This window comes from Tardiphaga sp. 20_F10_N6_6 (genome assembly GCF_052076045.1).
Classification (GTDB): domain Bacteria; phylum Pseudomonadota; class Alphaproteobacteria; order Rhizobiales; family Xanthobacteraceae; genus Tardiphaga; species Tardiphaga robiniae.
In genome coordinates this window covers 5,208,561-5,220,660 of sequence record NZ_CP197239.1, presented here as the reverse complement: position 1 = coordinate 5,220,660, position 12,100 = coordinate 5,208,561, and the positions used below count along the sequence as shown (strand labels likewise).

Here is a 12,100-nt window from a genome sequence, read left to right as displayed (position 1 = left end):
CCGCATGCGTTTGATGTCTCCTCCAGTTGGTCTGACCGCCCTCGCCGACACCGATCTTGTCGGGCAGGTCACACGCATCCTGACCCAGGCCATCATCAAGGGGCAGCTGCTGCCTGGCGCCAAAGTCGTCGAAGCCGGCATTGCCCGCGAGCTCGGCGTCAGCCGCGCTCCTGTCCGCGAGGCTGCACGGCTGCTCGAGCAACAGGGCCTGCTGGTCTCGCATCCGCGCCGTGGCTTCTTTGTCCGCAAGCTCGAAGCGACGGATATCGACGAGGTCTACGACCTGCGCATTTGCGTCGAATGTCATGCCGGCGTGCTGGCCTCCAAGAACATGACGCCTGCCAATCGCGACATGCTGCGCCGGCAGATCGACGTCATGCATGAGACTGCCGCGATCGACGATCATGCGCGACAGATCGAGGAAGACTACAAATTTCACCGCATGATCTGCGAAATCGCCGGCAGCAAGCGCCTGTTGCGATTGTTCGACGATCTCTCTTCGGAACTGCGCATGACGATCGGCCTGATCGGCCGGCTCTATGACGATCCGCACCGTATTGCGCAGACCCATGAGGCACTGCTGGAAGTGCTCGAACAGGGTCATCCCGACATCATCACCGCGCGGATCGACTATCACATCGGCGCTGCCTGGCGCGAAGTCGGCAAGCTGGTCCGCGAACTTCCCTCCTCAACGAATGGAGCCGCCACGTGAAGGCAGTGTATTCCGACAAGCACAAGAGCCATGATCCGCAGTTCTTTCTGGTGCGCGGTCAGGTCCGTAAAACCACCGAGCAGCCGGAGCGCGCCGAGCGCTTGCTGAAGGGTCTCGCCGACGGAAAGCATACGATCGTCGCGCCGACCGAATTCGGCCAGGGCCCACGTGCCCGCGTGCACTCGCCGGAATATCTGCGCTTCCTCGAAGGCGCATGGGAGGAATGGATCAAGTTGCCGGACTACGGCCCGGAGATGATCGCCAATATCCATCCGAACCGCGTGGCAGGCAGCTATCCCACCCACATCACCGGCAAGCTCGGCTGGCACACCGCGGATACCGCAGCGCCGATCGGTCCTGGCACCTGGCTTGGTGCCTGCGCTTCCACCGATGTCGCCGTTACCGCGGCGCAGATGGTGATGGACGGTGAGGACGCCGTCTATGCACTCTGCCGCCCACCCGGCCACCACGCCTATCGCGACATGGCCGGCGGCTTCTGCTTCATGAATAATTCGGCGATCGCCGCCGAGCATCTGCGCACCAAGCATGAGCGCGTCGCCATCCTCGATGTCGACGTGCATCACGGCAACGGCACGCAGGGCATCTTCTATGCGCGTCCGGACGTGCTGACGGTGTCGATCCATGCCGATCCCGTCGGTTACTACCCCTTCGTCTGGGGCTATGCCCATGAGAAGGGCGAAGGCAACGGCCTCGGCACCAATCTCAACATCCCGCTCGCGCTCGGCACCGGCGATGACGGCTTCATCGACGCGCTTACTGTCGCCGAGAAGACCATCAAGTCGTTTGCACCAACAGCTCTGGTTCTCGCCCTCGGCCTCGACGCCTCCGAACACGATCCGCTGGCGGCCCTGAAAGTCACCACCCCGGGCTTCAAGCGCATCGGCGAAGCCGTTGCGCGCATGGGCCTGCCCACTGTCCTCGTTCAGGAAGGCGGATATCTCTCCGACATCCTGGGCGCCAACCTCACCTCGACCCTCGCCGGTTTCGAAGCCGCGCGGTGATGAATGTGAGCACAATCACCTCGTCATTCGTAGGATGGGTAGAGCGTCTTCGCGAAACCCATCATTCGCATTCACAGAGGTGATGGGTTTCGCTGCGCTCTACCCATCCTACGGCATACCCACACTCACTCACCAACAACACCCAAGAAAACTCGAAGGACAAACTCGAATGTCGACCAATGCAGAAATCTTCGCGCGCCGCGAAGCCGCCGTTCCACGCGGCATCGGCCATTCCACTCCGATCTCGGCGCAGCGCGCGCTGAATGCCGAAGTCTGGGACGTCGAAGGCAAGCGCTATGTCGACTTCGCCGGCGGCATCGCCGTGCTCAACACCGGCCACTGCCACCCGACCATCATGGCCGCCGTGCGTGCGCAGATGGAGAACTTCACCCACACCTGCTTCCAGGTGTTGCTGTATGAATCCTACGTGACCCTCGCCGAGCGCCTGAACAAGCTGGCGCCGATCGACGGCGCCGCCAAGACCGCATTCTTCACCACCGGCGCCGAAGCGACCGAGAACGCCATCAAGATGGCCCGCGCCGCTACCGGCCGCGCCGGCGTGATCGCCTTCACCGGCGGTTTCCATGGTCGCACCCACATGACCATGACCATGACCGGCAAGGTGTTCCCCTACAAGAAGGGCTTTGGCGGCGCCATGCCGGAAGTCTGGCACGTGCCGTTCCCGGCCGCGCCGCTAGATGTCACCGTTGAGGAATCGCTGAAGTATCTCAGCTTCCTGTTCAAGGCCGACATCGATCCGGCCCGCGTCGCGGCCATCATCATCGAGCCCGTGCAGGGCGAAGGCGGCTTCCATCAGGCCCCGCCGGAACTGATGCGCGCGCTGCGCAAGATCTGCGACGAGAATGGAATCGTCTTCATCGCCGACGAAGTGCAGACCGGTTACGGCCGCACCGGCAAGATGTTCGCGATGGAACATTACGACGTGAAGCCCGACCTCATCACCGTGGCGAAGAGCCTCGCCGGCGGCTTCCCGCTGTCGGGCGTGATCGGCAAGGCGAAGATCATGGACGCTGCCGATCCGGGCGGCCTCGGCGGCACCTATGCCGGCAACCCGCTGGCGATTGCCGCAGCGATGGCCGTGCTCGACGTGTTCGAGAAAGAGAAGTTGGTCGACCGCGCCAACCATATCGGCGAGCGCATCACCACGCGCCTGAAGAAGATGCAGCAGCGTAACGATCTCGTGCCGATCGCCAGCATCCGCAATGTCGGCGCCATGATCGCCTTCGACATCGTCAAGGAACGCGGCTCGGACACGCCGGACGCGGAACTGACCAAGAAGGTGACGCAGAAGGCCACCGAAGAAGGTCTGATCCTGCTGTCCTGCGGCGTTAACTTCAACACCATCCGCGTGCTCGTTCCGCTGACCGCCCAGGACGAAATCCTCGACGAAGGCATGGACAAGCTCGAACGCGCGCTGACTGCCTGAGCCCTCTCACAAGAAAAGGAAAAACAAATGGCTCTCGATCCCGCACTTCGCGACAAGATCATCGCTGCCGTCGACAAGGGCTTCGATGCCCAGGTGAAGTTCACCCAGGACATGGTGCGCCACGTCTCGACCCGCGGCAACGAACACACGATGCAGGACTTCATGTTCCGCGCCATGAAAACGCGCGGCTACAAGATGGAGCGCTTCGAGATGGATCGCGCCGCGCTCGGCCATCATCCCGGCGCCGGCGCCTGGGACGACCTGCATTCGACTGCGCCGATCGTGGTCGGCACGCATTATCCGCGCGAGGAGAAAGGCCGCTCGCTGATCATGCAGGGCCATGTCGACGTGGTGCCGGAAGGTCCCCACGACATGTGGACCACGCCGCCTTACGACCCCGTGATCCAGGGCGACTGGATGCAGGGCCGCGGCGCCGGCGACATGAAGGCCGGCTGCGCCTCCAACATCTTCGCGCTCGATGCACTCAAGAGCCTCGGCCTGCAGCCAGCGGCAACGGTCTATCTGCAGTCGGTGGTGGAAGAGGAGTCCACCGGCGACGGCGCGCTGATGACGCATCTGCGCGGCTACAAGGCCGACGCCGTGGTGGTGTCGGAGCCGTCGCATGAGACGATCACGCGCGCCAATATCGGCGTCGTCTGGTTCCAGGTCGAAGTCCGCGGCGTGCCGGTGCATGTGCAGCGCATGGGCACCGGGGCCAACGCCATCGACGGCGCCTATCGCATCATCGGCGAATTGCGCAAGCTGGAAGCCAAGTGGAATGCGACCAAGGACCAGCACGAGCACTTCAAGAACATCGAGAAGCCGGTCAACCTGAACATCGGCAAGATCGCCGGCGGCGACTGGGCGTCATCGGTCCCGGCCTGGTGCAAGGTGGACTTCCGCATCTCGTTGCTGCCCGGCAAGACAGCCGAAGCAGCGAAGAAGGAGATCACCGACTGCGTCGCCGCCTTCGCACATCAGGATCCGTTCCTGTCGAACATCCCGCCGACCGTGACCTTCAACGGCTTCCAGGCCGAAGGCTACGAACTCAAGCCGGGATCTGATGCAGAAGCCACGCTGGCCGCGGCGCATGAAGCGGTGTTCGGCCAGAAGCCCAAGCCGGAAATCTCGCTCGCCTATCTCGACAGCCGCGTCTACGCGCTGTTCGACAATGTGCCGACGCTGAACTACGGCTGCATTTCGCGCGGCGTCCACGGCTTCGACGAAGGCGTCAACCTGCCCTCGCTGAAGAAGACGACGACGGCGCTGGCGCTGTTCATCGCCGAATGGTGCGGCGTGGAAGAGATCAAGGCCTGATCATTCAGGCCTCAGCCTGAAGACCGAATGGGCGGCGGAGCAATCCGCCGCCTTTTCATTTCTGCCAGCTACAGATGCCGCCTGTGCGGCACGGCCAGACCTGCACCCGCGTGTCCGCCGCATTGGAATCCAACGGATTGCCGCGACGAACGACCTTCTTCTGCGCAGCGCGCTGCGCCACTGGCTTCACAGCCTGCGTACGCGCAACGCGCGGCGCTGCCTTCGCCGGGTCGGCTTTCACATTCGCCTTCGCATCGGCCTTGGCCTGGATCTGCACCTGCTCGAATGACGCGGGCGGGCCCAGCAGTTTCGGCGATAGCACAGCCTTCTGCAGGTCGAGCAGCAAGAACTCGCCGGGCTTGTATGTGTCCGCTTGCGCAGCACTGACGCACGCCAGAAGACTGACGCCGGCCGCAATCATACTCAAACGCTTGCAACGCATTTACGCCTCCTGAGGCCGGTTCCCGGCTTCTGGACTAACAATGTCTCTAAGTTAAGCATGGATAACGTTGAATCCAGCCTCGAGTTTCCCGGAAAGCGCCTGCGGCGCAGGCATTTCTGGCGGTAAGACTAACCGTCCATGGCGCACCCGCCGATTGATCCAGCGCAATGCGACTCCGCGCCGCTGCGCCGACCCTCCGCTCAATCATTTCAGCAGCGGAGACCGCCATGACATCCGTCCAGCCCTATCCCGTCATCAGCAATCTCATCGAACGCATTGGCGACTGGTTGATCCAGCGCCGCCAGCTCAACGAACTCGGCGCGCTCGACAGCAGCGAGTTCAGACGCATGGCCCATGAGCTTGGCCTCGCGCCAAGCGATCTCGATACGATCGTGCGCAGAGGCGTGAACGGTGCGGAGGAATTGCCGCAGATGCTCCGTGCGCTCGGTTTTGAGGAGGCCGCCATTGCCAAGATCCGGCCGCCTGACATGATGGAGATGCGCCACGCCTGCGCCAGTTGCGCGCACAAGCGGGCCTGCGGTGCCGACCTCGCAGCCAAGACGGCGGCCGCGAATTACGAGAACTATTGCGCCAATGCCAACGACATCACGCTACTGGCCCGGGCTGCGGAGTAGATTATTCTCCACCTTTACTAAAAATGTTCGAAAAGCCGGCCAGGTAAGCCTAATCGGTTAGGTTAAGATTTGGTTTAAGTTGCGACAAAACCCGACTGGGATAGCGTCGATCGCGTCGCGCAGTGGGGTGCGGAAGTCGCTTTCCAACCCCGAATTTCAATGCACGGCACGGGACCGCCGTTATTACCTGCGTCGGCGGTCCCACCCCTTGGCAATCCCGGCTGTACCCAACGCCACCTCCCAACTCGGCCACTTGAGAATGCGCATGTTGCACCTGCTCGCAACTTGCAATGTGCCACTCGCGCCGCAGCATCGTTACATGTCATGCAAGCAGTCATCGCGTCGCAACAAGAAGCGCTTTGTGAATGCTCGCAATTAATCCGCGACACGGTGTTGCTGCGCGCAATCTTCCTTGACTTGCTCTCGCCGCACTTGGCAGTCTGAGATCACACAAAAAAGCATCGGGCAACGACCCAGATGCCTCTAGGGAGAGACACCATGGACTCATTTCTGAGGCCGCTTGCGGCTGCGAGTATGATTGTTGCTGGCGCCCTTGCTTCCACTGCTCCAACATCTGCCCAGCAAGCGCCGATCAAGATCGGTATTCCGACTTCGGTCCAGCTGCAGGTCGGCCGCGACACCCAGAACGCCGCCAAGCTGGCCATCGAAGAGATCAATGCCAAGGGGGGATTGCTCGGACGCAAGCTCGAAATGGTCGTCGCCGACGAGACCGAGAATCCCGAACAGGGCATTGCTGCGATCAAGAAGCTCACGGCGGACGACAAGGTCAACGTGCTGATCGGCGGCTATACGTCAGGCGTGACGCTGGCTCAGCTGCCGCATATTTCCAATGCCAAGACGATCTATATCGGCGTCGGCGCCGCCTCCCCGGCCATCACCGCAAAGGTGAAGACCGACTATGAGAACTACAAATATATCTTCCGCGCCTTCCCCATCAACGCGGCGCATCAGGCGCGCGCGCTGGTCGACTTCATCAACGGCAAGCTGAAAGGCGAGATGGGCCTGAAGAAGATCGCCATCGTCGGCGAAAACGCCAAATGGGTGCAGGATCTCGTGCCGATCCTGAAGAAGGGCGCGACCGACGGCGGCACCGACGTGACGCTTGCCGAGTTCTTCGACACCTCGACCTCCGACTTCTCGCCGCTGTTCGCCAAGGTGAAAAATTCAGGCGCGCAGTATCTGATCGTCGTGCTCTCGCACGCCTCCTCGGACATCTTCGTCAAGCAGTGGCATGACGCTCAGGTGCCGATTCCGATCGGCGGCATCGACGTGAAGAGCCAGGATGCCGACTTCTTCACGCGCGTCAGCGGCAAGGCCAATGCCGAAACCGTCGGCATGTTCGCCATTCGCGCGCCGCTTACCCCGAAGACCATTCCGTTCTGGGATGAATTCGTGAAGCGCTTCGGCACCGCCCCCGTCTATACCGGCATCGGCGCCTATGACGCGGTCTATGTCTATGCCGATGCCGTGAAGCGCGCCAATTCCATCGAACCCGACGCTGTCATCAAGGAGCTGGAGAAGACCGACCATGTCGGCATCGCCGGCAAGCTGGTGTTCGACGAAGTACACGACGTGAAGACCGGCCCTGGACTGCAGAACCTGCTGTTCGTGCAGTGGCAGAAGGACGGCGCCCGCGTCGTGGTCTGGCCCAAGGAAGCCGCAACCGGCCCGATGATCGCGCCGCCCTGGATGAGCAACTGATTTGTTGATGGCGGTCATCTGACCGCAGCGTAACCGCGCGGCCGGCGATCCCTCGCCGGCCGGAAAACGGGAGAAGCGAGCCCGAAGAAGTTCGCCCTCCGCCGTCCGGTCTTCAACAGCGGGTTCTCATGCTTCAGATTCTGATCTACGGCGCGGTCTCCAGCGCCATCTATGCGATGCTGGCCGTTGGTTTCACCCTGATCTTCGGCGTCGCCCGCATCCTCAATCTCGCCCATGGCTCGTTCTACGCACTCGGTGCCTATGCGGCCTATGTCCTCACCTCGCTGCTCGGCGTTCCGCTCTTTATCGCAGCCCCGCTGGCGGTATTGATCGTCGCCGGCTTCGGCGTGGTGATGGAGCGTTTTCTGGTGCGTCCGCTGCGCTCGTCTCAGCTTGCAGTACTAATGATTACCCTCGCGGTCTCACTCGCGGTCGAACAGGCGCTGTTCATCACCTTCGGCTCCGAATATCGCAACGTCCCCTCATTCGTTGCTGACAAGCTATCAATCGGCGGCGTCGATATTTCCGGCCAGCGCTTGCTCGCCCTTGTCGCCGGTGTCCTCGTGCTGCTCGGCCTCTGGCTGTTCATCCAGCGCACGCGTCTCGGCGCGGCCATCCTCGCGGTATCGCAGGATCCGGAAGCCGCGCAATATATGGGCATCCCGACCAACCGCATTTTCTCCATCGTGATGGCGATCTCCGCCGGCACCGCGGCGCTCGCCGGCGTGCTGGTGTCGCCCTTCCTCACGGTGCAGCCCACCATGGGCCTGCTGCCGATGGTGAAGGCCTTCGCCATCGTCATCGTCGGCGGGCTTGGCTCGATCCCCGGCAGCATCATCGCCTCGCTGATCCTCGGCTATTCCGAGACCATCGTCGCCTATCTGATTTCAACATCATGGACGGAGCTGGTGTCGCTGGTCGCGGTCGTCGTCACGCTGATGATACGCCCGTCAGGACTCCTTGGGCGACGGGCGGCATTCTGACATGAAACGCATCGCCCCCATCGACATCGCAGGCGGCATCCTCGTCGTCGCCTTCCTCGCGCTGCTGCCCATGTTCGCCGCCAGCAACTATCTCACCGGCGTGCTCACCGTCTGCGTGATCTACGGCATCTGGGCCTCAAGCTGGGATTTCATGTCCGGCCTCACCGGGCGCGAGAATTTCGGCCACTCACTGTTCATCGGCGCCGGCGCCTATACCGCGGGCTTCCTGTCCTCGATCTGGTCGACAAATCCCTGGGTCAGCCTGCCGCTCGGCGTCGTGATCGCCATCGCCTTCAGCCTGCTGGTCGGCTTCCCGACGCTGCGGCTGCGTGGGCCTTATTTCGCGCTGGCGATGCTGTCCGCCTCGGCGATCCTGCAGCGGCTGTGTCTGATCTTCTGGGAATATACCGGCGGCGAGGAAGGCATCTACGGCCTCGATCCCCTGATGAAAAATCCGCTGCATTACTACTGGTTCGTGCTGGCGATTCTCGCGGTCACCGTGATCGCGCTGACGCTGCTGGCGCGGTCGCATTGGGGCCTGCTGCTGCGCGCCATTCGCGGAGATGAGGCGACCTGTCAGGCCGCGGGCATCAATGTCACCTTCTACAAGATCGTGTCGCTGATGATCTCGGCCGGCTTTGCCGGTCTGGGGGGCGCGCTCTATGCACACTACCAGCTTCAGGTGTCCCCGCCGCTGTTCTCGGTGGTCGTGTCGATCACGGTCATCATCATGGTCTATGTCGGCGGCATCGGCTCTATCTATGGCGCCGCAGTGGCCGCGATCCTCCTGACGTTGCTCACCGAGATGCTGCGCGGCTTCGGCGAATACCGGCTGTGGATCTACACACTGACCCTGATGCTGATCCTGTTCTTCCTGCCCAATGGACTGATCGCGCCGCTCTGGCGCCGGCTGACGGAGCGCCTGCGATGACTGACCTTCTCGAAGTCAACGGCGTGACCAAGCGCTTCGGCGGCCTCACCGCCGTCAAGAACGCCAGCTTTACGCTGAAGAAAGGCGAATTCACCGGGATTCTTGGTCCCAACGGTGCCGGCAAGACGACACTGTTCAACATCCTCACCGGCTTCATGCAGCCGACATCAGGCACGATCCATTTCAACGGCGATCTCGTCCGAGAACTCGCGCCTTACAAGGTGGTCAATCGCGGCATGGCCCGCACCTTCCAGCTCACCCGGCCATTCGTCGGCATGAACCTGCTGGAGAACGTGCTGGTGGCCTGCATGTCGCCGCGCGCCAGTGAGGACAAGGACAAGGAGGCGCGCGCCAGCTATCTGCTGGGACAGGTCGGCCTTGGCGGCCGTGACAAGGAGCCGGTGGAGACGCTGCCTTACGGCGACCTGCGGCGGCTCGAAATCGCCCGCGCGCTGGCGACCCGGCCGGACCTGCTGCTGCTCGACGAGCCCTTCGCAGGGCTTGGCAGCAGCGAGATCGAACAACTGGCACAGCTGATCCGTCGACTGCATCGCGAGGAGAACCTCACTATTTTGCTGATCGAACACAAGCTGCGCGAATTCATGGCGCTGGTGTCGCGCGTGATCGCGATGAATTTCGGCGAGATCATCGCCGTCGGTCCACCAGAAGAAATCGTGAAGAACGAGAAGGTGATCGAAGCCTATATCGGCAAGACGGAGGACGCCCATGCCTCTGCTTGAAGTCGCCGATCTCAAGGTCAGCTACGGCAAGGCCCTGGCCATCGAATCCGTCTCGATCAGGGTCGAGAAGGGCGAACTCATTGGCGTGCTCGGCCCCAACGGCGCCGGCAAGACCACACTGCTGAAGGCCATCTCGCGCAGCATCGCCTCGCAGGGCACGTTGAACTTCAAGGATGCGTCGCTGCATCCGATCGAGCCATATAACGTCGTCGCCAAGGGCATTTGCCACTGTCCCGAGGGGCGAAAACTGTTCTCGGAATTGTCGGTGCTAAAGAACCTGCAACTCGGCGCCTACCTCCGCAAGAACAACGCCGACGTCGAGAAGGACCTGGAGCGCGTCTTCACGCTATTCCCGGTACTGCGCGAACGGCAATGGCAGCAGTCCAGCACATTGTCCGGCGGAGAACAGCAGATGGTGGCCATCGGCCGCGCGCTGATGGGCCGGCCGGAATTGCTGCTGCTGGATGAACCATCCGTCGGCATCGCGCCGCGGCTGAAGGGGCTGATCTTCGACTCGATCCAGCAGATCAGGAAAGACGGCACCGCCATCCTGATCGTCGAACAGGACGCGACATCGACGCTGCGGATTGCGGATCGAATTTATGTGCTGGAGCATGGACGGACGATCCGTGAGGGAACGTCCGCGGAGATCGCTGGCGACAAGTATATCCAGCAGATTTATCTGGGGGTGTAGTCAAGTACTCTCATGTCGTCCCCGCGAAGGCGGGGATCCATAATCACGGTTGGCTTCGTTTAGGCGGCAGAGCTACGACTATCTTACTCAATCCAAGTCTCAAGCGTGTATGGGTCCCCGCTTTCGCGGGGACGACGGGCTGAGATTTCCGCGAGTAACGCGCTTACGCCTTCCGCGTATACAGATGAAACCCGCCATAGATGCCCGAACGATCCGCAGCCAGACCTTGGGCGCTGCGCGCCTCATCGCGCTGCCACGTCTCGCGCAGCGATGCATGTTCCGGATCGTCCAGCGGCGACTCGGCGCCGGCGGTGCGGAAGATCACCCGGATGCCGTCCTTGCCGGCGCGGTCGATCGCATCCCACAGCGCACGGATTTCATCCGGCGCCATCCAGTCCTGCGAATCCAAGAGCACAACCGCGTCGATCTGGCGAGCCGGAAGGCTCTCCAGGAACACACGCAGATTGGCATGCACCGGCGTGACCAGAGCGGCGCGGCTGGCGGTGTCCGCGTAACGGCTCTGCTGCAGGTACAACGGCAGGCATTTATCGCCAGGGCCGACATAGCTGCGGCTCAGCGCCTGCCAGGCAAAATAGTTGTTGGCGTTCGGATGCACGTCGACCAGGGCGAGCAAGCGTTGATGCAGCACTTCGTTCAGCGGCTGGTTGCCGCCCAGCAGCGTGCGCTGCTGCGGCGGGATGCCGAGGCTGAATAGCAGAGCGGGCGTTTTCGTCATCAAGCGCGCGAGCCGTGAATGGAATAGCCAGTGCAGGCGTTCCAGCGCGCGCTTGCGTGCCGGCGACTGCTTGTCCTCGTGCAACAACGCCTTGAGATCGATGCGGGCAAGTTTCGCCAGGGTGTGCGCAAAGCCGATGAAGCGGCCGAGCGCGCCGTGGCGGTAGAAGCCGTCGCTGAAGTAACCGTAACGCGGGCGGCCCTGAATATCGCGCTCGTCCCAATAGCCGCGCGCTTCGGCATCGAGCAGCGGCCGCAGCCGCTCGCGATAGAGGCCCACATTGCTATCGGATGCGCCTTCGCCGAAGAATTTCCAGAAATCCTGATAGTTCGGCAGTGCGCGCAGGCCTGCGAGCTTCAGCTTCAGCAGCGACAGATGCGCTTCATTCAGATCGACCGCATAGACATGCTCGGGCTTCGCCGAGAGATAGGACAGCGCATTACAGCCGCCGCTGGAGATGGTGACAATCGTCGAACCGGGCACCAGCTTCAGCGCCGCCATGTCGGCTTCGGGATCTTCCCAGATCTGGGTATAGACCAGCCGGCGGAACCAGAAGGCGAACAGCCTGTCCCAGATCGTCGTTTCTTCGCGACCACGGCTATTGCGAACGGCGTCGGCGATCAGATGCGTATTCATCGGCTTCTTGGACCCTTCGAATCGACAATCTGAAATTTTTATCAAGCGCAGACTGCGGTTTTGCGACAGTCATTCTAAATTTC

The 12,100-nt window shown here is 62.1% G+C and carries 12 protein-coding genes; 10 read left to right on the top strand and 2 right to left on the bottom strand.

Features of this window, described 5'->3' with window-relative positions:
- Positions 1-13: 13 nt before the first annotated feature.
- The 4 genes from AB7813_RS24975 (at position 14) to AB7813_RS24960 (ending at position 4,498) form a co-directional block, all read left to right on the top strand.
- A complete protein-coding gene (locus AB7813_RS24975) occupies positions 14-712 on the top strand; it encodes a GntR family transcriptional regulator (protein ID WP_441228646.1) in 699 nt (232 codons plus the stop codon).
- A complete protein-coding gene (locus tag AB7813_RS24970) occupies positions 709-1,734 on the top strand; it encodes a histone deacetylase family protein (RefSeq protein WP_441228645.1) in 1,026 nt (341 codons plus the stop codon). The genes AB7813_RS24975 and AB7813_RS24970 overlap by 4 nt, the downstream gene beginning before the upstream one ends.
- Positions 1,735-1,903: 169 nt before the next feature.
- Positions 1,904-3,181: a 4-aminobutyrate--2-oxoglutarate transaminase gene (gene gabT / locus AB7813_RS24965; protein ID WP_441228644.1), complete on the top strand. Its 1,278-nt coding sequence runs from the start codon at positions 1,904-1,906 to the stop codon at positions 3,179-3,181.
- A 27-nt stretch (positions 3,182-3,208) separates the two neighbouring features.
- Positions 3,209-4,498 carry an ArgE/DapE family deacylase gene (locus tag AB7813_RS24960; protein WP_175368797.1) on the top strand — a complete coding sequence of 430 codons (1,290 nt, stop codon included), beginning with the start codon at positions 3,209-3,211 and terminating at the stop codon, positions 4,496-4,498.
- Between the two features lie 55 nt (positions 4,499-4,553).
- Here the strand turns inward: AB7813_RS24960 and AB7813_RS24955 are convergent, their stop codons facing one another.
- A complete protein-coding gene (locus AB7813_RS24955) occupies positions 4,554-4,940 on the bottom strand; it encodes a hypothetical protein (protein ID WP_441228643.1) in 387 nt (128 codons plus the stop codon).
- Positions 4,941-5,167: 227 nt separating this feature from the next.
- Here AB7813_RS24955 and AB7813_RS24950 point away from each other — a divergent pair, with 227 nt between their 5' ends.
- From AB7813_RS24950 to AB7813_RS24925, 6 genes are all read left to right on the top strand, one after another.
- Positions 5,168-5,575: a hypothetical protein gene (locus tag AB7813_RS24950; RefSeq protein WP_441228642.1), complete on the top strand. Its 408-nt coding sequence runs from the start codon at positions 5,168-5,170 to the stop codon at positions 5,573-5,575.
- Between the two features lie 498 nt (positions 5,576-6,073).
- Positions 6,074-7,297 (top strand): ABC transporter substrate-binding protein, encoded by a 1,224-nt coding sequence (locus AB7813_RS24945; protein WP_441228641.1) that lies wholly within the window; start codon positions 6,074-6,076, stop codon positions 7,295-7,297.
- A 128-nt stretch (positions 7,298-7,425) separates the two neighbouring features.
- Complete coding sequence (locus AB7813_RS24940) at positions 7,426-8,280, top strand: branched-chain amino acid ABC transporter permease (RefSeq protein ID WP_068733337.1); 855 nt, start codon at positions 7,426-7,428, stop codon at positions 8,278-8,280.
- Between the two features lies 1 nt (position 8,281).
- On the top strand, positions 8,282-9,211 hold the full coding sequence (locus tag AB7813_RS24935; RefSeq protein ID WP_441228640.1) for a branched-chain amino acid ABC transporter permease: 930 nt from the start codon (positions 8,282-8,284) through the stop codon (positions 9,209-9,211).
- Complete coding sequence (locus tag AB7813_RS24930) at positions 9,208-9,951, top strand: ABC transporter ATP-binding protein (RefSeq protein ID WP_439086428.1); 744 nt, start codon at positions 9,208-9,210, stop codon at positions 9,949-9,951. The genes AB7813_RS24935 and AB7813_RS24930 overlap by 4 nt, the downstream gene beginning before the upstream one ends.
- Complete coding sequence (locus tag AB7813_RS24925; protein ID WP_441228639.1) at positions 9,938-10,645, top strand: ABC transporter ATP-binding protein; 708 nt, start codon at positions 9,938-9,940, stop codon at positions 10,643-10,645. Before AB7813_RS24930 ends, AB7813_RS24925 begins: the two co-directional genes overlap by 14 nt.
- Before the next feature lie 163 nt (positions 10,646-10,808).
- Here AB7813_RS24925 and AB7813_RS24920 read toward each other — a convergent pair whose 3' ends face one another.
- Entirely contained in the window at positions 10,809-12,017 is a 1,209-nt protein-coding gene (locus AB7813_RS24920; protein WP_441228638.1) for a DUF3419 family protein, read from the bottom strand.
- Positions 12,018-12,100: the final 83 nt, after the last annotated feature.